This window comes from Xanthomonas sp. NCPPB 901 (assembly GCF_056725085.1).
In genome coordinates this window covers 2,984,953-3,007,170 of the sequence record NZ_CM161511.1, presented here as the reverse complement: position 1 = coordinate 3,007,170, position 22,218 = coordinate 2,984,953, and the positions used below count along the sequence as shown (strand labels likewise).

The 22,218-nt window shown below is 69.3% G+C and carries 20 protein-coding genes; 14 read left to right on the top strand and 6 right to left on the bottom strand.

Annotated features, from left to right (window positions below; all coding sequences use genetic code 11):
- Positions 1-24: 24 nt before the first annotated feature.
- From AC1PME_RS12620 to AC1PME_RS12610, 3 genes are all read right to left on the bottom strand, one after another.
- Positions 25-600 (bottom strand): 2OG-Fe(II) oxygenase family protein, encoded by a 576-nt coding sequence (locus AC1PME_RS12620; protein WP_254458341.1) that lies wholly within the window; start codon positions 598-600, stop codon positions 25-27.
- Positions 601-674: 74 nt separating this feature from the next.
- Positions 675-2,771, bottom strand: coding sequence for a peptidase domain-containing ABC transporter (locus AC1PME_RS12615; RefSeq protein WP_481098114.1), 2,097 nt, complete (start codon positions 2,769-2,771; stop codon positions 675-677).
- A gap of 92 nt (positions 2,772-2,863) precedes the next feature.
- The gene (locus AC1PME_RS12610) at positions 2,864-4,003 is read right to left on the bottom strand and encodes a beta-barrel domain-containing protein (protein ID WP_481096040.1); all 1,140 of its coding nucleotides are present in this window, start codon (positions 4,001-4,003) and stop codon (positions 2,864-2,866) included.
- Between the two features lie 582 nt (positions 4,004-4,585).
- On the opposite strand from AC1PME_RS12610, the gene AC1PME_RS12605 reads away from it, so the two are divergent.
- Positions 4,586-5,638 carry an alpha/beta hydrolase gene (locus AC1PME_RS12605; RefSeq protein WP_481096039.1) on the top strand — a complete coding sequence of 351 codons (1,053 nt, stop codon included), beginning with the start codon at positions 4,586-4,588 and terminating at the stop codon, positions 5,636-5,638.
- A 134-nt stretch (positions 5,639-5,772) separates the two neighbouring features.
- On the opposite strand, the gene AC1PME_RS12600 is transcribed toward AC1PME_RS12605, so the two are convergent.
- The 3 genes from AC1PME_RS12600 to cysS form a co-directional block, all read right to left on the bottom strand.
- Positions 5,773-7,020: an MFS transporter gene (locus AC1PME_RS12600; RefSeq protein ID WP_254458337.1), complete on the bottom strand. Its 1,248-nt coding sequence runs from the start codon at positions 7,018-7,020 to the stop codon at positions 5,773-5,775.
- Entirely contained in the window at positions 7,017-7,457 is a 441-nt protein-coding gene (locus AC1PME_RS12595; RefSeq protein ID WP_017912501.1) for a SufE family protein, read from the bottom strand. The genes AC1PME_RS12600 and AC1PME_RS12595 overlap by 4 nt, the downstream gene beginning before the upstream one ends.
- 208 nt (positions 7,458-7,665) lie before the next feature.
- Complete coding sequence (gene cysS, locus AC1PME_RS12590) at positions 7,666-9,081, bottom strand: cysteine--tRNA ligase (protein WP_307551039.1); 1,416 nt, start codon at positions 9,079-9,081, stop codon at positions 7,666-7,668.
- 388 nt (positions 9,082-9,469) lie between these two features.
- Here cysS and AC1PME_RS12585 point away from each other — a divergent pair, with 388 nt between their 5' ends.
- From AC1PME_RS12585 to AC1PME_RS12525, 13 genes are all read left to right on the top strand, one after another.
- Positions 9,470-10,000, top strand: coding sequence for a hypothetical protein (locus tag AC1PME_RS12585; RefSeq protein WP_481096038.1), 531 nt, complete (start codon positions 9,470-9,472; stop codon positions 9,998-10,000).
- 296 nt (positions 10,001-10,296) lie between these two features.
- A complete protein-coding gene (locus tag AC1PME_RS12580) occupies positions 10,297-11,328 on the top strand; it encodes an N-acetylornithine carbamoyltransferase (RefSeq protein WP_254458334.1) in 1,032 nt (343 codons plus the stop codon).
- A 58-nt stretch (positions 11,329-11,386) separates the two neighbouring features.
- Positions 11,387-12,622, top strand: coding sequence for an argininosuccinate synthase (locus tag AC1PME_RS12575; RefSeq protein WP_254458333.1), 1,236 nt, complete (start codon positions 11,387-11,389; stop codon positions 12,620-12,622).
- A 77-nt stretch (positions 12,623-12,699) separates the two neighbouring features.
- Positions 12,700-13,038, top strand: a complete 339-nt coding sequence (locus AC1PME_RS12570) for a nuclear transport factor 2 family protein (protein ID WP_254458332.1) — start codon at positions 12,700-12,702, stop codon at positions 13,036-13,038.
- A gap of 82 nt (positions 13,039-13,120) precedes the next feature.
- Positions 13,121-13,567 (top strand): GNAT family N-acetyltransferase, encoded by a 447-nt coding sequence (locus tag AC1PME_RS12565; protein WP_307551034.1) that lies wholly within the window; start codon positions 13,121-13,123, stop codon positions 13,565-13,567.
- A gap of 6 nt (positions 13,568-13,573) precedes the next feature.
- Positions 13,574-14,671 carry an acetylornithine deacetylase gene (locus AC1PME_RS12560; RefSeq protein ID WP_481096037.1) on the top strand — a complete coding sequence of 366 codons (1,098 nt, stop codon included), beginning with the start codon at positions 13,574-13,576 and terminating at the stop codon, positions 14,669-14,671.
- A 79-nt stretch (positions 14,672-14,750) separates the two neighbouring features.
- Entirely contained in the window at positions 14,751-16,067 is a 1,317-nt protein-coding gene (locus AC1PME_RS12555) for an acetylglutamate kinase (RefSeq protein ID WP_254458329.1), read from the top strand.
- 27 nt (positions 16,068-16,094) lie between these two features.
- Complete coding sequence (locus AC1PME_RS12550) at positions 16,095-16,712, top strand: GNAT family N-acetyltransferase (protein WP_481096036.1); 618 nt, start codon at positions 16,095-16,097, stop codon at positions 16,710-16,712.
- Complete coding sequence (gene argC, locus AC1PME_RS12545) at positions 16,709-17,692, top strand: N-acetyl-gamma-glutamyl-phosphate reductase (RefSeq protein WP_307551028.1); 984 nt, start codon at positions 16,709-16,711, stop codon at positions 17,690-17,692. Before AC1PME_RS12550 ends, argC begins: the two co-directional genes overlap by 4 nt.
- Positions 17,693-17,780: 88 nt before the next feature.
- Positions 17,781-19,079 (top strand): argininosuccinate lyase, encoded by a 1,299-nt coding sequence (gene argH / locus AC1PME_RS12540; RefSeq protein WP_481096035.1) that lies wholly within the window; start codon positions 17,781-17,783, stop codon positions 19,077-19,079.
- Between the two features lie 156 nt (positions 19,080-19,235).
- Complete coding sequence (locus AC1PME_RS12535) at positions 19,236-19,493, top strand: YciI family protein (RefSeq protein WP_254458325.1); 258 nt, start codon at positions 19,236-19,238, stop codon at positions 19,491-19,493.
- 4 nt (positions 19,494-19,497) lie between these two features.
- Positions 19,498-20,679, top strand: a complete 1,182-nt coding sequence (proB, locus tag AC1PME_RS12530) for a glutamate 5-kinase (protein ID WP_307551024.1) — start codon at positions 19,498-19,500, stop codon at positions 20,677-20,679.
- Positions 20,680-20,861: 182 nt separating this feature from the next.
- On the top strand, positions 20,862-22,109 hold the full coding sequence (locus AC1PME_RS12525) for a glutamate-5-semialdehyde dehydrogenase (RefSeq protein ID WP_481096034.1): 1,248 nt from the start codon (positions 20,862-20,864) through the stop codon (positions 22,107-22,109).
- Positions 22,110-22,218 lie beyond the last annotated feature (109 nt).

Below are 22,218 nucleotides of genomic sequence, written 5' to 3'. Positions count from 1 at the left end.
GTGGAGTTCCTCGCTGCGCCGGTATCAGCGTCGGACGCGCCGCATATGGAAGGTGATGGTCGAGCACAGCGTCGGGCACTCCCGTGCCGGGGCACGCGAGGCACGGGTGACGGCGCCATCGAACACCACCAGTCGACCAGGCCGCGGGCGGATGGAGATGCACTCGCGCGCGGTGTCGTAAAACACGGTTTCGCCCGCCCAATCGTCCTTCCATTCGGCGCTGGCGTAGAGCAAGGCGACACGCTCCTGATCCGACGGCTTGGCGTAGTGGTGCGCCACGCCGTCCTGTCCATGCGTGTGGCCGGTGACGTAGGCGCGGACCAGGCCGTAGTCCTGGGCCAGGTTTTCCTTGATCTGCGTCCAGATCTCGTGGAGCGGTTCCATCCCCGGGGTCGCCGCGAGGACATCGTCGTGGATCGCGCGCTCGTGCGCTTTGCGGCTGCCGCACAGATGGATATGCCAGGACGGCGCCACGTCGCCGAGCAACCCTGGATAGATGCCGTAGCACCAGCCGCCTCGACTGCGCAGCAGTTCGGGCAGATGCTGGACTTCGACGAAATTGTTGACGACTTGCAGGGACGACGCTTCCGACGCTGACACGATGGCGACCTCACGTTGGCGATACGGGGTGGGGCGATGCGGCGCGGCGAGCTGTCCGTCGCGCCGGTGGCAAGCTAGGAGGTGACAGGGGCGAGTGGGGCATGTGCCGCAGCCTGGCGCGTGCGGATGGCTCCTTCGTGCAACTCGATGACGCGATCGGCATGCGCGATCGTTTCAGGGCGGTGCGCAATGACGATGCGCGTGATGTTCAGGGCCTTGATCGCCTGGTTGAGCTGGCGCTCCAGCGCGAGATCGAGATGGCTGGTCGCCTCGTCCAGTACCAGGATGTGCGGGCGCCGGTACAGTGCGCGCGCCAGGAACAGGCGTTGTTGCTGGCCGCCGGACAGCGAGGATCCCATGTCGCCGACCAGGCTGTGGTAGCCCATCGGCATGGCCATGATGTCCTCGTGTATACCGGCCAGGCAGGCGGCATCCTCGATGTCCTGCGGCGTGGCGAGTGCGTCGAACATGCTGATGTTCTCGGCGATCGAACCGGTGAACAGGTGGTCGTCCTGCATCACGCTGCCGGTGATCGCGCGGTAGCGGGACTTGCCGAGTCGGCGCAGATCGAGGCCGCCGATCTCGATGGCGCCTTGCTGCGGATCGAGCAGGCCGAGCAGCACTCTCACCAACGTGCTCTTGCCGCACCCAGATGGGCCGACAATGGCGACCGATTCGCCCGCCTGCACCGCGAAACTGCACTCGCGCAGGATCCAGGGCTCGCCTTCGGCATAGCGGAAGCTGACCTTGTTGAAGGCGATGCTGGGCTGCGGCAGCGGGCCCGCATGCTCGCTGGTGGCGTGCGCTTCGGGCGGCGTCAGGACGATGTCGGCCAGTCGCTCGGCCTGCAGGCGCAGCATGCGAAGTTCGATCGCGTAGTCGACCAGGCTGGCGACGCGGCCGCTGAACTGGTCTCCGTAGGCCACGAAGGCGGTCAACATGCCCACGGTGAACTGGCCTTTCAACCCTAGCCACGCGCCCAGCCAGAGCACGCCCAGGCGCTGCGCGCCTGCCGCCAGGTTCTGCAATGCGGTGAACAGCATGTCCAGCCGCTGCACGGCGATGGAGGTATTCAGCGTGTCCGTCGCTGCATTGAGGTAACGCGCGGTCTGTTCGGCCTCTTGGTTGTTCAGGCGGATGGTCTGCACGCCGCGCACCGCTTCCAGGAATCGGCTGTGTTGCTTGGCGGTGACGGTGATCTGGCTGAGGTTGGCCTCGCGGTAGACGCGGAAGTACAGCAGTCGAAGTGCCGCATACACGGCCACCGCACCGAGGACGATGGCCGACAGCAAGGGGCTGTAGACGAACAGTACGACCAGGGTGACGCTGGCAAGCAGTCCATCGAGCAGGATCTCGACGAAGCGGGTGGTGAGCGTTTGCTGGATCATATCGATCGCGCCGAAGCGGGAGACGATGTCGCCGAGATGGCGCGTGCCGAAGTAGGACTGCGGCAGGCGCATCAGATGCTGGAACACGTTGCCGGTCCAGCCGAGGTTGAAGTGGGTGCTGAGCCACATCACCGTCCAACTGCGCAAGGCCGAGACGAGGGTCTCAAGCACGATCAGCAACGCGAAGCTCAGGCCGAGAAAGGTGAGCAGGTCATGGTCGCCGTCGGCGATCACCTGATCCACGACAAGTTGCATGAACAGAGGCGCCAGCAGCGCGAAGACTTCCAGTACCAGCGCCAGCCCGAAGATCTGCGTCAGTCCGCGGCCCAGGCCCTGCACCGAGCCGGCGAGCGCGCGCAGCGACACCGGCGGCGTCTCGCGTTGCCGCTGGAAGGTCGGCCCCCTGGAAAACTCGATCGCCACGCCGGTGAAGCGCCTGCCGACCTCGGCCATGCTGAGGTTGCGCACGCCCACCGCGGGGTCGTGCACGACGATCCCATGCTTGCCCACGCTGCGCAGCACCACGAAATGATCCATGTCCCAGTGCAGTACGCAGGGCGTCTGCAGTTGGCCAAGCTCTTCCAGGTCCAGCCGAAGCGGTCGGCATTGCAGTCCCAGCGTATGCGCGATTTCGATCAGGCGTCGTGCGGTCATGCCCTTCAGCGACAGACTGAAGCGGCGCCGCAGTGCGGGCAGATCGGTATGGTGACCGTGATAGCCGGCGATCATCGCGATGCAGGCCAGGCCGCACTCCGCGGCTTCCGCCTGCAGCACGTTCGGCAGCACGCGTGAGCGCCGGAAGCGCAGCCGTCCTGCGCGCCCGTCCTGCGCGCTTGCGGCCTGTGCCGGCGTGCCGTGATCAACGGATGCCCGGCTCACGCGCCGCCGCTCCAGCGGTGCCCCATGCCGTACAGCGGCTCGAAGATCCACTCGACGATCCGGCGCCGGTCCAGCAACATGTCCGCATCCAGCGCCATGCCCGGGCGCAAGGGCTCCTTGCGCCCATACGCCTCGACGTTCTGATCCGCCAGGTCCACGCGGGCCAGGTAGAGCGGATCGGAAGAGGGCGGAGTGCCGCCGCCGAGCAGCAACGTGACTTCGCCAGGCGTCAGTGCGCTGCGCGAGACGCTACTCACCACGCCATGGTGCAGGCCAAATTTCTGGTAAGGGAACGCCTGGTAGTGCAGGGTGACCTGGATGCCCGGATGGACGAAGCCGACCGCCTGGCTGGGAACCAGGATCTGCGCCTGCAGGGCCGAGCCGTCCGGGACGATGGCGAGCAGCGGTTGGCCCAGCGCGACCGAGGCGCCGGGTTTGACCAGCAGGGTGGCGACGGTGCCGCTGGCCGGTGCACGCAGCTCGCTGGCGCGCGTCGCTTCGTTCTGCGCCAACGTCTGTTCGACTTGCGCGAGTTGCCGGCGCAAGTCGTTGAGCTTGGCCGAGACCGCCAGCGGCAGTTGGGTCAGTTGGTCGTTGAGGACGCTCAGTTGCTGCCGGGTACTGGCGCGTTGCTGCTGCAGTGAACGCAATTGCGATTCGTCGGCGAGCAACGCCGATTGCTCCTGTTCGACCTGCAATGCCGGGATGTAGCCGCCGGCGACCAGGCCCGACCATTTGTTCACCAACTCCTGCACCAGCTGCATCTGCTTCTTCTCGATCGCGATCTGCGCGTCGATCTGGACCAACTGCTCCTTCAGTGCGGCTTGCTGCGTGCGATTGTCCTCTGCCTGCTTGTCCTGCAGCTGCTGGGTATCGCCGATGTCCTGGCGCAGGCTGCCTGCTTGGCGCTGCAACTGCGCGCTGACGCTGGCTGCCGTGTTGCCGAGCGCCTTGCTGGTGTGCTCGCCGGACAGCGATACAAGGACCTGTCCACTCGCGACCCGGTCGCCTTCCGCGACGCCGACATGGTCGATCACGCCGAGCGTATTGGCGGTCAGGCTGATCAGGCCGGCGCGCGGGACCAGAAGCCCGGTGACATGGACGCGCTGGGTGTAGTGGCCGAAGAACAGCCACATCAGAACGGTGGTGGCGATGCCGAGAGCGACGAAGGTCCACGCTCTGGTCGAAAGTGGCGTTGCCAGCCGCACCGTCCCCAGCCATGCCTGGCTTCGGGCGTCCACTGCCTCGTCACGGAAAAGCGAATGTTCCATTCGGCTGATTCCATCCGTGTTTCATAAGGGGGCCGCGCGTTTCGATGTGCGTCCATTTTCGAAAGCGGGTTGGAACTTAATCCTTGGGAGATAATTTCGGCGACTTCTTTCGTCTTCCTTTCTGGGTTTGCGGACTTTCCATCTTGTCTACGAAATGCATTCTCATGATATTGGCGAGTGGTGGATTTGACTTGGAAATTCCACTGCTTATTGCCGGAACCGGAGTGTCTTCGATAACTGTCGAGGAGCTTTAAATGTGCCTGTCATAACGATGTCGCATAATGACGGGCGTGGTATATCGCCATGTCGTTTCTGACAATCCATGTCATTGCCTGCAAATTATTTCAATCATGTATCCGGTGCTGCATCGATAATGGAGTGCCACGCTTGAGTCGCAATTCCGATTTGGCCGGGCCATCCGTGCCCAAACGCCGCCGTCGTTGGCGCTTGCCGGTCCTGATCGCCTTGTTCCTGCTGGCGCTCATTGCGCTGGGGCCACGGGTCAGCGTGGCCCTGCCGCAGGTGGCGGCGCCGGCGGTGCCGCAGGATCCGTTGGCGCTGCAGGCCTGGATCGATGCGCGCGAACGCGCCACGCCGGGGGTGCGCCCTGACAACCAGGCGCGGATCGTCTGGGCCGATCCGGCGCATCCGGGGCGACGCGCGTGCGCCATGGTCTATCTGCATGGCTTTACCGCCAGCCAGGGCGAGGGCGCGCCCACGCACGTGCGGCTGGCGCGCAGCTTCGGCTGCAATCTGTATCTGCCGCGCCTGCCCGGGCACGGCTTGGTCGCGGCCGATGCGCTGCGCGGCGTCGATGCCGGGCGCCTGCTCGCCAGCGCGGCCGAGGCGCTGGCGGTGACCCGGGTACTGGGCGAGCGGGTGGTGGTGATCGGCAATTCGATGGGCGGCGCGCTGGCGCTGCAGGCGGTGGCGGCCAATCCACGCCAGGTGCAGGCGCTGGTGCTGTGGTCGCCGCTGGTGCGCGAGTACGGCGATCAGCTGCAACCGATGCTGTGGCCCTGGGGCGCGCAGTTGCTGGCGTGGACGCACAACGGCGGCGATCCGATCCTGCGCTATCCGGTCGACAGCGCCTACTGGGCCGATGCCACGCATCTGGATGGCTACCGTGCGCTGGCGGCGCTGACCCGCGGCGGCATGCAGCCGGCGACCTATGCGCGGATCCATGTGCCGGTGTTCCTCGGCTACTACTACCGCGATCCGCAGCATCAGGACCGCACGGTGTCGGTGGCGGCGCTGCAGGCAATGTTCAAGCAACTGGGCACGCCGCCGGCCTTGCGCCAGGCGGTGGATTTCCCGGGTGCCGACAATCACGTGCTGGCCTCGCCGATCCGCTCGCGCGCGGTGCCGGCGGTGTTCGCCGCTACCTGCCGGTTCCTGGCGCGGCAGGGCGGCCTGGTGCAGCCGGCCGGCGTTCCGGATTGCGCGCATGCCTGGGCCGACGACGAGGCGCAGGCGCGCGCCGTGGCGGCCGCACGCTGAGTGCGGCCGTTGCGGCGGAGCCGAAGTGCGTTGGGCGGCGCGCAGGCGCCGGTGGCGCTGCGCGGGAGGCGCGGCGAGGCCGCGCCGTCGCCGCGCCCGCCGGGCGCCGCCGCGCGCGCGCCGTCAGCCCGGGTCTACTGCAGGTCGCGCAGATCCAGATTGCGCAGCTTGGGCGCCTTCCAGCTGGTGACGCCGACCACGCCCAGGGTCACGCAGCCGCCCAGCACCACCGCCGGCACCAGGCCGATCAGCCGCGCCATGACGCCGTCGTAGAACGCGCCCAGTTCGTTCGACGAGCCGATGAAGATGCCGTTGATCGAGGACACGCGGCCGCGCATCGCGTCCGGCGTGGCCAACTGCAGGATGGTCTGGCGCACGATCACCGAGACGCCGTCGCACATGCCGTAGGCCAGCAGGATTGCCGCCGACAGCCAGAAGTGCCGCGACAGCCCGAACGCGATGGTGCACAGGCCGAAGCCGGCCACCGCCAGCAGCAGCACGCGTCCGGCGTTGCGCTGCAGCGGGTGCCGCGCCAGCCATACGCCGACCAGGATCGACCCCAGCGCCGGTGCGCCGCGCAGGATGCCCAGGCCCTCGGGGCCGTAGTGCAGGATGTCGTGGATGAAGGCCGGCAGCATCGACACCGCGCCGCCCAGCAGCACCGAGAACATGTCCAGGGCCATCGCGCCGAGCATGATCTGGTTGGAGAACACGAACTGCGCGCCTTCGGCGATGCTGCGGAAGATCGGCGCGCGCGGTCCTTCGTGCACCGGCTCGGCGACGCGCAGCAACCACAGCGCCAGCAGCGCCGCGCTGGAGGCGCCGATCGCGGTGCCGTAGGCCAGGCTCTTGCCGCCCCAGCCGACCAGCAGGCCGCCCAGCGCCGGGCCGAGCACCATGCCGGCCTGGAACGCCACGCTGCCGACGCTGGCGCCGCGCGCGTAGGCCTCGCGGGGCAGGACGCGGGCGAACAGGGCGTTGTAGACCGGCGACAGGAAGGCGCGCGCGGCGCCGGTCAGCGCGATCGCCGCGTAGATCGGCCACACCCCGTGCGCGGACAGCCAGCCACGGCTCACCGCCAGCAGCACCGCGGCGGTGGCGATCAGGCCGACGCTGGCGAGCATGCCGAGGTAGCGCCGCGGCAGGTGGTCGACCAGGTAGCCGGCGAACGGGGCGATGCAGAAGAACGGCAGGATCTCGGCCAGGCCGATCAGGCCCAGCGAGAACGGATCGCGGGTGATCTCGTAGATGTGCCAGCCGACCGTGACCGCGACGATCTGGTAGGACAGCATCGCCAGGATGCGGTAGGCCAGCACCAGGGCGAAGCCGGGGTGCGCCAGCAGCGTGCGCAGGGTGTGCGGGGTGGGCAGGGGCGCGCTCATGCCTGCTGCGCGCGCGCCGTGTCCTGGATGAAGGCCAGCAGCGCGGCCAGGCCGTTGCTGCGGGTCGGCGACAGGTGCTTGCCCAGGCCGATGGCGGCGACGAAATCCGGTGCGGTGGCCAGGATGTCCGCGGCGCTGCGCCCGGAATAGACCCGCAGCGCCAGGTAGATCAGCCCGGAGACGATCGCCGAGTCGCTGATCGCATGGAACACCAGGCGTTCGGCATTGCCCTCGGGCACGATCCACACCATCGACTGGCAGCCGTGCAGGCGATGCTCCTCGGTCTTCCAGTGTTCGGGGAAGGCGGGCAGCTTGCGGCCCAGGTCGATCAGGTACTGGTAGCGCTCGGACCAGTCGCCGAAGAAGCCGAATTCCTCGGCGATGGCGGCCTGGGCGTCGGCGGGCGTGGGTTCGAGCGGAAAGTCGGTATCGGTCATCAGCAATCCAAGATCAAGCGATGTAAGCCCCTCTCCCTCCGGGAGAGGGGTTGGGGTGAGGGTCCGGGCGCAGCCTCGTGCACTGTCGATGCCATTCGCTGGGCCTTATGGCTCTATGCTTCGCTCGTACCCTCATCCGCCCCTTCGGGGCACCTTCTCTCCAAGGGAGAAGGGAACAGCCGTGCGCCCTTTTTCTAAGAGCGCCCGGTCACCCGCGTTTCCAGCGTACGCCCTGCGGCGTGTCCTCCAGGACAATGCCGGCCTCGGCCAGTTCCTTGCGGATGGCGTCGGCGCGGGCGAAGTCGCGGGCCTGCTTGGCGGCGCTGCGGGCGTCGATCAGCGCCTGGATGCGGGCGTCGTCGTCGCTGCCGGCGCCCTGGAACCAGACCTCGGGATCCTGCTGCAGCAGGCCCAGGGCCAGGCCGGCGCCGAGCAGGCGGCCCTTGGCCTGGCGCAGCGCGTCCGCGCGCGGCGCGGCATCGGCGGGGTCGGGACCGCCGGCCGGCGCCAGCTCGCGCAGTTTCTGCCGCGCCTGCGCCGCCAGGGTCGACAGCACCGACAGCGCCAGCGGCGTGTTGAGGTCGTCGTCGAGGGCGTCTTCGATCTCGGCCGGAATGACCGCCTCGGCATCGATGCCCTGCAGGTCGCGCAGCGTCCCGTACAGGCCGTCGAGCCGGGCTACCTGGGCGTGGATCAGGGCGTCGGACCAGTCCAGCGGCTGCCGATAGTGCGCGCTGAGCAGCGCGCAGCGCAGCGCCTCCGGCCGATGCCGGGCGATCAGGTCGTGCACGGTCTCGATGTTGCCCAGCGACTTGCTCATCTTGGCGCCGCTGAAGGTCAGCATGCCGTTGTGCAGCCAGACGCGGGCGAAGGTGGCGCCGCCGTGGGCGCATTCGCTCTGCGCGATCTCGTTCTCGTGGTGCGGGAACTGCAGGTCCACGCCGCCGGCATGGATGTCGATGGTCTCGCCCAGGTGCGCGGCGGCCATCGCCGAGCATTCGATATGCCAGCCGGGACGACCGCGACCCCACGGCGAGTCCCAGCCCGGCAGCTCGTCGCTGGAGGGCTTCCACAGCACGAAGTCGCCCGGGTCGCGCTTGTAGGGAGCGACCTCGACCCGGGCGCCGGCCAGCATCTCCTCCGGGTCGCGCCGCGACAGCTTGCCGTAGTCGGCGAAGCTGGCCACCGCGAACAGCACGTGGCCTTCGGCGGCGTAGGCGTGGCCGCCGGCGATCAGCCGCTCGATCATCGCCACGATGTGCGGGATGTGCGCGGTGGCGGCCGGCTCGATGTCCGGCGGGGTCACCCCCAGCGCGGCCATGTCCTGGCGATAGATGGCGGCGAAGCGGTCGGTGATGGCCGAGATCGGCACGCCCTGCGCCTGCGCGGCGGCGTTGATCTTGTCGTCCACGTCGGTGATGTTGCGGGCGTAGCGCAGCTTGCCGTAGCGGCGCCGCAGCAGCGCCGCCAGCACGTCGAACACCACCGGGCCACGGGCGTTGCCGATGTGCGCGTAGTTGTAGACGGTGGGGCCGCAGACGTAGAGCGTCGGGCCGGCCACCGGATCGAGCGGTTCGAAGGCGTCGACCCGGCGGGTCAGGTTGTTGTGCAGGCGCAGGCTCATCGGCATCGGCGGTGGGGAAACCGCCCGATTCTACCGGCAGCCGCCCCAGGGCGGGTCATCCGTCTCCGCGCATGCGGTGCCGCAGCTGCGCGGGTCTGTGGGCAAGGACGCGCGAGGACGTGGCCGGCGCTCCGCGCCTGTGCGATGACGTGGCCGCGGATCCGCGCCATCGCGGCCGGTCGGGTGGGGCGGGCAGGGCGCGCGACTCGACCGACCGCCAGCCAGGCGCTGCACCACGCCAGGGCGGTACGCCTGACAGATCCGACGCGGCGTGCCCGCGGGGGAGGGCGCGCGCCAGGCCGGCGGGCGCGGCCGTCGGCTCGCGTTCAGCCCGACGCAAGCCGCCATGCCTACACTCACTGGTCTGCCCTTGCGAAGCCTGCTGCCGATGCGTCCTAACCCGTTGTTGCCGCTGGTCGGCATCCTTGCCTGCGCCGCCGCGCCGGCCTGGGCGCAGGACTCCGAGGCGCGCAACCGGGTGGTGGTGATCGAGAACGTCAAGCTGGATTACGCCCAGGTGCTGAACGTGGAGCCGGTGTACCAGACCCTGCGCGCCACCCGCACCGAGCAGCAATGCGACCCGGCGCCCACGCCGGCACCGGCGGCGCGGGCGCCCAAGCCGGCCGAGGACGACAGCCGCTTCAACCGGTTGATGGATTCGGTGAAGGACATCTTCAGCCGCCGCCACGAGGAGCCGGCCCCGGCGGCCGCGCCGGCCACAGCCCCGGCCGGGGGGCGCAACTGCCGGACGGTCGAGGTCGGCCGCGAGTTCCGCCGGCCCATCGCCTACGACGTGGACTATGTCTACAAGGGCACCAAGTACCGCTCGCGGCTGCCGGAAGATCCCGGCAACCGGCTGCGCATCCGCGTCTCGGTGGCGCCCTACGTGCCCGACGCGGTGGTGGTGCCGCCGCGCTGAGCGCCGCGCGCTTGCGCCTGTGGCGTGCGCGTGCGAGGATGCGCGCCGATGAAAGCGAACCTGCCCCAGCACGATCTCAGCGCCGCACGCATGGCCTCGGGCATGACGTCGCGCGCGCGTCGACCGGAATCCCACATTCTCGCTGGGTAACCGGAGCGTCGTGCCGTTCGTTCTGAAAACCCAGCCCGAGGCTGGGTTTTTTCGTTTTCATCGCCCGGAAAAGTTTCACCCGTAAAGAACCTTCCTGTAGAACTTCCCGCGCGTCCCGCGTCCCCACCGCTGCAAAGGATCGATCGATGTCTCTGAAGCACTTCTTGAACACCCAGGACTGGAGCCGCGCCGAGCTGGACGCGGTGCTGACCCAGGCGGCGCTGTTCAAGCGCAACCGCCTCGGCAACGAGCTGAAGGGCAAGTCGATCGCGCTGGTGTTCTTCAACCCCTCCATGCGCACCCGCACCAGCTTCGAGCTGGGCGCGTTCCAGCTGGGCGGCCACGCGGTGGTGCTGCAGCCGGGCAAGGACGCGTGGCCGATCGAGTTCGACCTGGGCACGGTGATGGACGGCGACACCGAAGAGCACATCGCCGAGGTGGCGCGGGTGCTGGGCCGCTACGTGGACCTGATCGGCGTGCGCGCGTTCCCGAAGTTCGTCGACTGGGCCAAGGACCGCGAGGACCTGGTGCTGAAGAGCTTCGCCAAGTACTCGCCGGTGCCGGTGATCAACATGGAGACCATCACCCACCCGTGCCAGGAGCTGGCGCACGCGCTGGCGCTGCAGGAGCACTTCGGCAGCAGCGACCTGCGCGGCAAGAAGTACGTGCTGACCTGGACCTACCATCCCAAGCCGCTGAATACCGCGGTGGCCAATTCCGCGCTGACCATCGCCACCCGCCTGGGCATGGACGTGACCCTGCTGTGCCCGACCCCGGACTACGTGCTCGACGAGCGCTACATGGGCTGGGCCGCGCAGAACGTGGCCGAGAGCGGCGGCTCGCTGACCGTCAGCCACGACATCGACAGCGCCTACGCCGGCGCCGACGTGGTCTACGCCAAGAGCTGGGGCGCGCTGCCGTTCTTCGGCAACTGGGGCCCGGAGAAGCCGATCCGCGACCAGTACCAGCACTTCATCGTCGACGAGCGCAAGATGGCCCTGACCAACAACGGCGTGTTCTCGCACTGCCTGCCGCTGCGCCGCAACGTCAAGGCCACCGACGCGGTGATGGATTCGCCCAACTGCATCGCCATCGACGAGGCCGAGAACCGCCTGCATGTGCAGAAGGCCGTGATGGCGGCGCTTGCTTCGCAAGCGGGAATCGGGAATCGGGAATAGAGAATCGTCGCAGCAACAGCCTTCGCCCCCACTTTTACGCGTCATCAAGGAAACCGCCATGAGCACCGCTTCTCCCATTCCCGATTCCCCTGTCTCCACTCCCGGCACCAAGGACATCGTCCTCGCCTTTTCCGGTGGTCTGGACACCAGCTTCTGCATTCCCTACCTGCAGGCCAAGGGCTATGCCGTGCACACGGTGTTCGCCGACACCGGCGGTGTGGATGCCGAGGAGCGCGACTTCATCGAGAAGCGCGCGGCGGAACTGGGGGCGGCCAGCCACGTCACCGTCGACGGCGGCCCGGCGATCTGGGCCGGCTTCGTCAAGCCGTTCGTGTGGGCCGGCGAGGGCTACCAGGGCCAGTACCCGCTGCTGGTGTCCGACCGCTACCTGATCGTCGATGCCGCGCTCAAGCGCGCCGAGGAGCTGGGCACCAAGACCATCGCCCACGGCTGCACCGGCATGGGCAACGACCAGGTGCGCTTCGATCTGGCGGTCAAGGCGCTGGGCGACTACGAGATCGTCGCCCCGATCCGCGAGATCCAGAAGGAACACACCCAGACCCGCGCCTACGAGCAGAAGTACCTGGAAGAGCGCGGCTTCGGCGTGCGCGCCAAGCAGCAGGCCTACACCATCAACGAGAACCTGCTCGGCCTGACCATGTCCGGCGGCGAGATCGACCGCTGGGAAGCGCCGGGCGAGGGCGCCCGCGGCTGGTGCGCGCCGCGCAGCGCGTGGCCGACCGAGCCGCTGACGGTGAAGCTGAAGTTCGTGCAGGGCGAGGCGGTCGAGCTCGACGGCAAGGCGCTGCCGGGCGAGCAGATCCTGGCCAAGCTCAACAAGCTGTTCGCGCCGTACGGCGTGGGCCGCGGCGTGTACACCGGCGACACCGTGATCGGCCTGAAGGGCCGCATCGTGTTCGAGGCGCCGGGCCTGGTGGCGCTGCTGGCCGCGCATCGCGCGCTGGAGGACGCGGTGCTGACCAAGCAGCAGAACCGCTTCAAGCCGGACGTGGCGCGCAAGTGGGTGGAGCTGGTCTACGAAGGCTTCTACCACGATCCGCTGAAGACCGACCTGGAAGCCTTCCTGAAGTCGTCGCAGGCGATGGTCAACGGCGAGGTGACGCTGGAGACCCGCGGCGGCCGCGTCGACGCGGTGGCGGTGAAGTCGCCGCACCTGCTCAACGCCAAGGGCGCGACCTACGCGCAGTCGGCGGACTGGGGCGTGGCCGAGGCCGAGGGCTTCATCAAGCTGTTCGGCATGAGCTCGACGCTGTACGCGCAGGTCAACCGCTGAGTCGTGCCGCGGGTGACCGGACCTCTGGCCCGGTCACCCGTGGAGGATCGTTTGCCTCCCATCTGGACCGTACCGCCATGTCCGCCGTGATCGAACCGGTCGCGCGGCAGTTCGAAGCGTACAACCGCCGCGACCTGTCCGCCTTCCTTGCCTGCTTCGCCGAGGATTTCGTCTCCTACCGGATGCCGGCCGTGTCGCCTTCGCTGCAGGGCAAGGGCGCGCTCGCCGCGTTCTACGCCGAACACCGCTTCAACAACCCCGCCTTGCGGGCGGAGCTGGTGTCGCGGACGGTGCTGGGCCAGTGGGTGTTCGACCACGAGCGGATCCACGGACTGGCGGCGCAGGCGCTGGAGACCATGGCGGTCTTCGAGGTCAGGGACGCCTTGATCCGCACGGCCTGGTTCTATTCGAGTTGAGCGGCGTGCTCCCCGTTCGTCCGCCTGCGGCAGGCGCTGCCTGCTTGCGCTCCCCATGCGTTCCATGAAGGATCCCGACGCGATGCGTTCCCCGTTGCGTATCAGCACCGACAAGCAGGAACTGGATCTGCCGTTGATCCATCGCTTCCTCAGCGAGCAGGCCTATTGGTGCCTGGGCATCCCGCTGGACACGGTGCGGCGGGCGATCGCCGGTTCCCTGTGCTTCGGCGGCCATCTCGACGGCGTGGGGCAGGTGGCGTTCGCCCGGGTGATCAGCGATGGCGCGACCTTCGGCTATCTCGCCGATGTGTTCGTACTCGACGCCTACCGCGGCCGCGGCTACGGCAAGCAGCTGGTGGCGGCGGTGATGGCACACCCGCACCTGCAAGGCCTGCGTCGCTTCCTGCTCGCCACCTCCGATGCGCATGCGCTGTACGCCCAGCACGGCTTCGCCGCGCCGGCGCGGCCGCAGACGCTGATGGAAATCGCCCATCCCGACCTCTACCGCACCAGCCCCACGGCGGCCTGACCCACCATGACCGATCTGCTCACCTCCACGCTCGATCACCTGCAGGCGCTGGTGTCCTTCGACACCCGCAATCCGCCGCGCGCGATCGGCCCCGACGGCATCTTCGACTACATCCGCGCGCAGCTGCCCGGCTTCGCGGTGGAGGTGATCGACCACGGCGCCGGTGCGGTCAGCCTGTACGCGGTGCGCGGCACGCCGAAGTATCTGTTCAACGTGCACCTGGACACGGTGCCCGATTCGCCGCACTGGAGAGCCGATCCGCACGTCATGCGGCGCCTGGACGATCGCGTGGTCGGCCTGGGCGTGTGCGACATCAAGGGCGCGGCGGCGGCGCTGCTGGCCGCGGCCAATGCCGGCGACGGCGATGCCGCGTTCCTGTTCTCCAGCGACGAGGAAGCCAACGACCCGCGCTGCATCGCCGCGTTCCTGGCCCGCGGCATCGCCTACGAGGCGGTGCTGGTGGCCGAGCCGACCATGAGCGAGGCGGTGCTGGCGCACCGCGGCATCAGTTCGGTGCTGATGCGCTTCGCCGGCCGCGCCGGCCACGCGTCGGGCAAGCAGGACGCCGCGGCCAGCGCGCTGCACCAGGCGATGCGCTGGGGCGGTCGCGCGCTGGACCACGTGGAGTCGCTGGCGCACGCGCGCTTCGGCGGGCTGACCGGGCTGCGCTTCAACATCGGCCGGGTCGAGGGTGGGATCAAGGCCAACATGATCGCGCCGGCCGCGGAGCTGCGCTTCGGCTTCCGGCCGCTGCCGTCGATGGACGTGGACGCCTTGCTGGCGACCTTCGCCGGCTTCGCCGAGCCGGCCGCGGCGCATTTCGAGGAGACCTTCCGCGGCCCGAGCCTGCCCTCCGGCGACATCGCCCGCGCCGAGGACAAGCGCCTGGCCGCGCGCGACGTCGCCGATGCGCTGGAGCTGCCGATCGGCAACGCGGTGGACTTCTGGACCGAGGCCTCGCTGTTCTCCGCCGGCGGCTACACCGCGCTGGTCTACGGCCCGGGCGACATCGCCCAGGCGCACACCGCCGACGAATTCGTGACGCTGGAGCAACTGCAGCGCTACGCCGCCTCGGTGCACCGCATCATCAACGGCGCGCGCTGAGCCGCACGCCTTTCCCTGTCGCCCGGACCGATCCCGCGATCGCGTCCACCCCGCATTCCTTCGGACACCGCCCCACGCCATGCACGCCAACCGCCAAACCCGCCAGACCATCGTGCGCCTGCTTTCGAGCATGGCCAGCGCGAAGGAGATCAGCCAGTACCTCAAGCGCTTCTCGCAACTGGACGCCAAGCGCTTCGCCGTGGTCAAGGTCGGCGGCGCGGTGCTGCGCGACGACCTGGAGGCGCTGACCTCCTCGCTGTCGTTCCTGCAGGAGGTGGGGCTGACCCCGATCGTGCTGCACGGCGCCGGCCCGCAGCTGGACACGGAACTGTCCGCCGCCGGCATCGAGAAGCAGACCGTCAACGGCCTGCGGGTGACCTCGCCGGAAGCGCTGGCGATCGTGCGCCGGGTGTTCCAGGCCTCCAACCTAAAGCTGGTCGAGGCGCTGCAGCAGAACGGCGCACGCGCCACCTCGATCACCGGCGGGGTGTTCGAGGCGCAGTACCTGGACCGCGACACCTACGGGCTGGTGGGCGAGGTCACCGCGGTCAACCTGGCGCCGATCGAGGCCAGCCTGCAGGCCGGCTCGATCCCGGTCATCACCAGCCTGGGCGAGACGCCCAGCGGGCAGATCCTCAACATCAACGCCGATTTCGCCGCCAACGAACTGGTGCAGGAACTGCAGCCGTACAAGATCATCTTCCTCACCGGCACCGGCGGCCTGCTCGACGAACAGGGCAGGGTGATCGATTCGATCAACCTGTCCACCGAGTACGACCACCTGATCGCGCAGCCGTGGATCCATGGCGGCATGAAGGTGAAGATCGAGCAGATCAAGGACCTGCTGGACCGGCTGCCGCTGGAGTCGTCGGTGTCGATCACGCGCCCGGCCGACCTGGCCAAGGAACTGTTCACCCACAAGGGCTCGGGCACCCTGGTGCGGCGCGGCGAGAAGGTGCTGCGCGCCACGGCGTGGAGCGAGCTGGACCTGCCGCGGCTGAAGACCCTGATCGAATCCAGCTTCGGCCGCACCCTGGTGCCGGACTATTTCGACAGCACCCGGCTGCTGCGCGCCTACGTCAGCGAGAACTACCGCACCGCGGTGATCCTGACCGACGAGGGCGGCTATACCTACCTGGACAAGTTCGCGGTGCTCGACGACGCGCAGGGCGAGGGCCTGGGCCGCGCGGTGTGGAACGTGATGCGCGAGGAGACGCCGCAGCTGTTCTGGCGCTCGCGCCACAACAACCAGGTCAACATCTTCTACTACGCCGAGTCCGACGGCTGCTTCAAGCAGGAAAAGTGGAAGGTGTTCTGGTACGGCCTGGAGACCTTCGAGCAGATCCAGCACTGCGTGGCGCACTGCGCCACGCGCACGCCGACCCTGCAGGGTTGAACGGTCCCTTCGCCTAGGAACGACCCCATGTCCAGCAACGATTCCGTGCTTCCCGAGGCCTGGCGCCGCGTGCCCACGCTGCGCGGCCGCCACGTCAGCCTGGAGCCGCTGCAGGCGGCGCACGCCGAGGGCCTGCGCAACGCCGTGCGCGGCAGCGGCCTGGACGCGCTGTGGTATACCAGCGTGCCGGCGCCGGAGCGGGTGGACGCCTATGTCGCCGCCACGCTGGAGGTGCAGGCGCTGGGCCGGGTGCTGCCGTTCGTGGTGCGCGATGCGCACGGCGAGATCGTCGGCAGCACGCGCTTCTACGGCCTGGATCCGCAGGTGCCGACGCTGTCGATCGGCTACACCTGGTATGCCCCGCGGGTGCAGCGCACCGGCCTGAACACCGAGGCCAAGCTGCTGCTGCTCGGGCATGCCTTCGACACGCTCGGCTGCCTCAGCGTCGTCTTCGAGACCAGTTGGTTCAACCAGGCCTCGCGCACCGCGATCGCGCGGCTGGGGGCCAAGCAGGACGGCGTGCTGCGCAACCACAAGCGCCACCCCGACGGCACCCCGCGCGATACCGTCATCTTCTCCATCATCAATACGGAATGGGCGGGGGTGAAACGCCACCTGCAGTTCCGCCTGGATTCGCACGCATGAGCACGTCTCCCGTCTTCTCCATCGGCATCGTCGGCGCCCGCGGCCATACCGGCGCCGAGTTGATCCGCCTGATCGCGGCGCATCCGCAACTGCGCCTGGCGTTCCTGTCCTCGCGCGAGCTGGACGGGCAGCGCGTCGATGCGCACCACGACGCCTACCAGGGCGAACTGCGCTACGAGAACCTCGACCCGGAGGCGGTGGCGGCCAAGCGCGCCGACGTGGTGGTGCTGGCGCTGCCCAACGGCAAGGCCGCACCCTACGTGGCGGCGCTGGACGCGGCGGTCGCCGCCGGTGCGGCCGATCCGATCGTGGTCGACCTGTCCGCCGACTACCGCTTCGACCCGGCCTGGTACTACGGCCTGCCGGAGCTGACCCGCGCGCGCTATGCCGGACAGCGCCGCATCAGCAATCCCGGCTGCTACGCCACCGCGATGCAGCTGGCGATCGCACCGTTGCGCGAGCACCTGGCCGGTCCGCCGCAGTGCTTCGGCGTGTCCGGCTACTCCGGCGCCGGCACCACGCCGTCGGACAAGAACAACCCCGACCTGCTGCGCGACAACCTGATGCCGTACGCGCTGACCGACCACATGCACGAGCGCGAGGTGTCCGCGCAGCTCGGCGTGCCGGTGGAGTTCATGCCGCACGTGGCGCCCCATTTCCGCGGCATCACCATGACCGTGAACCTGTGGCTGCAGCAGCCGCTGAAGCTGGAGGCGGTGCAGCAGCTGTATCGCACGCGCTACGCCGACGAGCCGCTGATCGAGGTGGTGGACGCGGCGCCGTGGGTCAGCCGCATCGCCGGCCGCCACGGCGTGCAGCTCGGCGGTTTCACCCTGGCCCCGGGCAACAAGCGCCTGGTGCTGGTGGCGACGCTGGACAACCTGCTCAAGGGCGCCGCGACGCAGGCGATGCAGAACCTCAATCTGGCGCTGGGCGTGGCCGAGCTGACGTCGATCCCGCCGATGCACGCGCCGGAGTAGAGCGCCCACGTCACCGCTGCATCTATGACGGACGCAGCGCGCCGCTTTCCGAATCCCCATTCCCCAATCCCCATTCCCGGCTTCCCCAATGACCACTCTCCTCTGGCAAAAACCCGGCGTCGCCGTCGACACCCAGATCCAGGCGTTCCTGGCCGGTGACGACGTGCTCCTGGACCGCGAGTTCTTCCTGCACGACATCGCCGCCAGCGGCGCGCACGCCGAAGGCCTGCAGCGCATCGGCATCCTGTCCGCCGACGAACTGGCCGGGCTGCAGCGCGAACTGGCGGTGCTGGCCGAGGATTTCCGCAGCGGCGCGTTCGTGCTGGATGCGCGCTTCGAGGACGGCCATTCGGCGATCGAGGCGCGGCTGACCGAACGCCTGGGCGATGCCGGGCGCAAGATCCACACCGGGCGCAGCCGCAACGACCAGATCCTGGTCGCCACCCGGCTGTGGCTGAAGGACAAGCTGGCGCGGCTGGCGCAGTTGAGCGCGGAGATCGCCAAGGTCGCGCTGGACCGCGCGCAGGCCGAGCGCGACCTGCCGGTGCCCGGCTACACCCACATCCAGCGCGCCGTGGTGTCCTCGGCCGGCATGTGGTGGGCGGGCTGGGCCGAGGCCTTCATCGACGATGCGCTGCGCGCCCGGGACACCTTGTGCCTGGTCGACTGCAATCCGCTCGGCACCGCCGCCGGCTACGGCGTCAACCTGCCGCTGGACCGTGCGCATACGACCGCCGCGCTGGGCTTCGCGCGCCTGCAGGTCAGCCCGATCTACGCGCAGCTCTCGCGCGGCAAGTTCGAGATGGCCGCGCTGGAAGCGCTGGGCAGCGCCACCCTGGACCTGCGCCGCCTGGCCTGGGACCTGTCGCTGTTCACCAGCGGCGAATTCGGCTTCGTCGCGCTGCCGGCGCAGTACACCACCGGCAGCTCGATCATGCCGAACAAGCGCAACCCGGACGTGATCGAGCTGATGCGCGCCACCCACGCCAGCGTGGCCGCGGCGCGCACCGAGATCGAACAGTTGCTGTCGCTGCCGTCGGGCTATCACCGCGACCTGCAGAGCAGCAAGGGCGCGATCTTCCACGGCTTCGGCCGCGGCCTGGCGGCGCTGGAGCTGCTGCCGGCGCTGCTGGCCAACCTGGAGTGGCGCGAGGACAAGCTGCGCGCGGCGATCGATTCGGGCATGTACGCCACCGACGTGGCGGTGGAAGCCGCGGTGGCCGGCGTGCCGTTCCGCGAGGCCTACCAGGCCGCCGCCGCGTCCGCCGACAGTGCGGGGCAGGGGCGCACGCCGGAAGGCAGCCTGGCCGCGCGGGTCTCGCCCGGCGCCGCCGCCGATCTGCGCCTGGACGAGCTGCAGGCGCGTTGGCACGCGCTGGGCGGCTGATTCCTTGGAGAGGCTTCGGCCCCGCGCCTTGATCCTGTGGGAGGGGCTTCAGCCCCGACGCCTCAGCGCTAACGCGTCGGGGCTGAAGCCCCTCCCACAAACAGCATTCGCTGCGACGCCGAACATTCAAACCGATTGCAGAAGGAACGCCGTACGATGAAATACTACCTGGTGCTGGCGATGCGCAAACCCAACTTCGACGAGAGCGTGGTCGCCCCGCACTTGGCCTTCCTCGACGACCTGCGCGCACGCGGCTTGCTGGCGCTGACCGGCGGTTTCAGCGACCGCAGCGGCGGTGCCTACCTACTGCAGGGCGTGGACGACCTGGCGCAGGCGCAGGCGATCGTCGCAGCCGATCCGTTGGCGATCCAGGGCAGCTCCGATCTCACCGTGTACGAATGGAACACGCGCTGATCCAATGACCACACAAACGCCATCGCCCTTCGCCGAACAACGCCTGCCGCCCTGGCGGCGCGCGGTGCTCAAGGTCGGCAGCAGCCTGCTGGCCGCCGACGGTGGCGGCCTGACTCCGCGCTTCGCGCTGGGCCTGGCGCAGTTCGTGTCGGCCAACCTGGTGGCGGGCCGCGAACTGGTGATCGTGTCCTCCGGCGCGGTCGCTGCCGGCCGCGCCATCGTGCCGAAGGCCGCCGAAGCGGGCGCGGCGCTGGCCGCGCGGCAGGCGCTGGCCGCGCTCGGCCAGGCGCAGCTGATCGCGCTGTGGCAGCGCTTCTTCGAACGGCCGGTGGCGCAGGTGCTGTTGACTCACGACGACCTGCGCAACCGCCGCCGCTACCTCAACGCACGCGCCACCCTGGGCGAGCTGCTGCGGCTGGGCGCGCTGCCGGTGGTCAACGAGAACGACACGGTCTCGGTGGACGAACTCAAGCTCGGCGACAACGACAATCTCGCCGCGATCGTCGCCGCCCTGGTCGATGCCGATGCGCTGTTCATCGCCACCGACATCGACGGCCTGTACACCGCCGACCCGCGCCGCGACCCGCAGGCGCAGCCGCTGCATGAGGTACGGGAGCTGAGCGCGGCGGTGTTGGCGATGGCCGGCGGCAGCGGCAGCGGCGTGGGCACCGGCGGCATGCGCACCAAGCTGGAGGCCGCGGCCAAGGCCGGCGCCGCCGGCATCGAGACCTATCTGTTCAACGGGCGCAGCGCCGAGGTGGTGCGCGGCCTGGCCCAGGACCGCCTGCGCGGCACCCGCATCCATGCCGCGCGCACCCGCATCGCCGCGCGCAAGTACTGGCTGCGCCACGTCCCGGTGGAGCCGGGCGCGATCCTGGTCGATGCCGGCGCTGCGGCCGCGTTGCGCGACAAGGGCGCCTCGCTGCTGCCGGGCGGCGTCGCCGGCGCCGTGGGCGAGTTCCGCCGCGGCGACATGGTCGAGGTGCGCCTGCGCGACGCGGCCGGCGAGCACTGCCTGGCGCGCGGCGTCAGCCAGTACGCGGCAGTGGACATCCGCCGCATCGCCGGCCGCCACTCGCGCGACATCGAGGCGATCCTGGGCTACAACTACGGCGAGAACGTGATTCATCGGGACGATCTGGTGGTGTTGCGGGAGTCGGGAATCGGGAATGGGGAATCGGTCTGATCGCGCCAGCCCCGCGCCGGCCGCGCCGGCGGCGGCGATCGCGCCGCAACGCCGACACCCGCGTCGCGCCTCGCGCTCGCCGCCGCTCATTTCCCCGGCATAGCGCGTAGCCTTTTCGAATCCCGAATCCCGAATCCCGAATCCCGAATCCCGAATCCCGAATCCAGCCACCGGAGCCCCCAATGACCTCCATCCGCACCCAGGCCCTGCAATGCCGCGATGCCGCGCAAGCGCTGGCGCAGTTGTCGTCCTCGGCCAAGCAGGCCTTGCTGCAGGCGATGGCGGCGGCGCTGGAAGCCGATGCGGAGGCGATCCTGTCCGCCAATGCGCGCGATCTGGAGGCGGCGCGGGCCAAAGAGGTCGGCAGTGCGATGCTGGATCGGCTGGAGCTGGACCGCAAGCGCCTGGACGGCATCGCCGCGGCGCTGCGCGAGGTGGCGGCCTTGCCCGATCCGGTCGGCCAGGTCACCCGCGACGACGTGCGCCCCAACGGCATCCGCGTGCAGAAGATCCGCGTGCCGCTGGGCGTGGTGGCGATGATCTACGAGGCGCGGCCGAACGTCACCGCCGACGCCGCGGCGCTGTGCATCAAGGCCGGCAACGGGGTGATCCTGCGCGGCGGTTCCGAGGCGATCCACTCCAACACCGCCATCGCCGCGGCGCTGCGCCGGGCGCTGCGCGAGGCCGGCATCGGCGAGGCCGCGCTGACCCTGGTCGAGGACCTGCGCCGCGAGACCATGCTGGAACTGCTGCAGCTCCACGACATCGTCGACCTGGCGATCCCGCGCGGCGGCGAGGGCCTGATCCGCTTCGTCGCCGAGCATGCGCGGGTGCCGGTGATCAAGCACTACAAGGGCGTGTGCCATCTGTTCGTCGATGCCTCGGCGGACCTGGAGCTGGCGGTAAAGCTGCTCATCGACGGCAAGACCACGCGGCCGGCCGCCTGCAATTCCCTGGAGACGCTGCTGGTGCACGCCGACGTCGCCGCGCGCTTCCTGCCGCTGGCGGCGCAGGCGCTGCGCCAGCGCGGCGTCGCCCTGCGCGGCGATGCCGCCACCCGCGCGCTGCTGCCGGACATCGACAGCGCCAGCGACGACGACTACGCCGCCGAGTACCTGGACCTGATCCTGGCGGTGGCGGTGGTGCCGGACCTGGACGCGGCGATCGCGCACATCCGCCGCTACGGCTCGGACCATACCGAGGTCATCGCGACCGGCGATCCCGCCAACGCCGAGGCGTTCGTGCAGGCGCTGCGCGCGGCGGTGGTGATGGTCAACGCCTCCTCGCGCTTCTCCGACGGCGGCGAACTGGGCCTGGGCGCGGAGATCGGCATCTCCACCACGCGCCTGCACGCCTACGGCCCGATGGGCCTGGAAGCGCTGACCGTGGAGCGCTTCGTGGTGCGCGGCGAAGGCCAAGTGCGGCACTGACAGGCCGCGTCGCGCGGCCTCACCCGGATCGCTGCCGTCGGCGGCGCTGCCGGGCGCTGGCTGCCATGATCGCGCGCGGCATCCGTACGTCTGCCCCATGGTGCCCGGT

Coding starts and splice junctions, on each gene's coding strand:
- AC1PME_RS12610 (WP_481096040.1), bottom strand. CDS start 4,003: ATGTGGCTGTTCTTCGGCCACTACACCCAGCGCGTCCATGTCACCGGG.
- AC1PME_RS12600 (WP_254458337.1), bottom strand. CDS start 7,020: ATGAGCGCGCCCCTGCCCACCCCGCACACCCTGCGCACGCTGCTGGCG.
- AC1PME_RS12595 (WP_017912501.1), bottom strand. CDS start 7,457: ATGACCGATACCGACTTTCCGCTCGAACCCACGCCCGCCGACGCCCAG.
- cysS (WP_307551039.1), bottom strand. CDS start 9,081: ATGAGCCTGCGCCTGCACAACAACCTGACCCGCCGGGTCGACGCCTTC.
- AC1PME_RS12585 (WP_481096038.1), top strand. CDS start 9,470: ATGCGTCCTAACCCGTTGTTGCCGCTGGTCGGCATCCTTGCCTGCGCC.
- AC1PME_RS12580 (WP_254458334.1), top strand. CDS start 10,297: ATGTCTCTGAAGCACTTCTTGAACACCCAGGACTGGAGCCGCGCCGAG.
- AC1PME_RS12575 (WP_254458333.1), top strand. CDS start 11,387: ATGAGCACCGCTTCTCCCATTCCCGATTCCCCTGTCTCCACTCCCGGC.
- AC1PME_RS12570 (WP_254458332.1), top strand. CDS start 12,700: ATGTCCGCCGTGATCGAACCGGTCGCGCGGCAGTTCGAAGCGTACAAC.
- AC1PME_RS12565 (WP_307551034.1), top strand. CDS start 13,121: ATGCGTTCCCCGTTGCGTATCAGCACCGACAAGCAGGAACTGGATCTG.
- AC1PME_RS12560 (WP_481096037.1), top strand. CDS start 13,574: ATGACCGATCTGCTCACCTCCACGCTCGATCACCTGCAGGCGCTGGTG.
- AC1PME_RS12555 (WP_254458329.1), top strand. CDS start 14,751: ATGCACGCCAACCGCCAAACCCGCCAGACCATCGTGCGCCTGCTTTCG.
- AC1PME_RS12550 (WP_481096036.1), top strand. CDS start 16,095: ATGTCCAGCAACGATTCCGTGCTTCCCGAGGCCTGGCGCCGCGTGCCC.
- argC (WP_307551028.1), top strand. CDS start 16,709: ATGAGCACGTCTCCCGTCTTCTCCATCGGCATCGTCGGCGCCCGCGGC.
- argH (WP_481096035.1), top strand. CDS start 17,781: ATGACCACTCTCCTCTGGCAAAAACCCGGCGTCGCCGTCGACACCCAG.
- AC1PME_RS12535 (WP_254458325.1), top strand. CDS start 19,236: ATGAAATACTACCTGGTGCTGGCGATGCGCAAACCCAACTTCGACGAG.
- proB (WP_307551024.1), top strand. CDS start 19,498: ATGACCACACAAACGCCATCGCCCTTCGCCGAACAACGCCTGCCGCCC.
- AC1PME_RS12525 (WP_481096034.1), top strand. CDS start 20,862: ATGACCTCCATCCGCACCCAGGCCCTGCAATGCCGCGATGCCGCGCAA.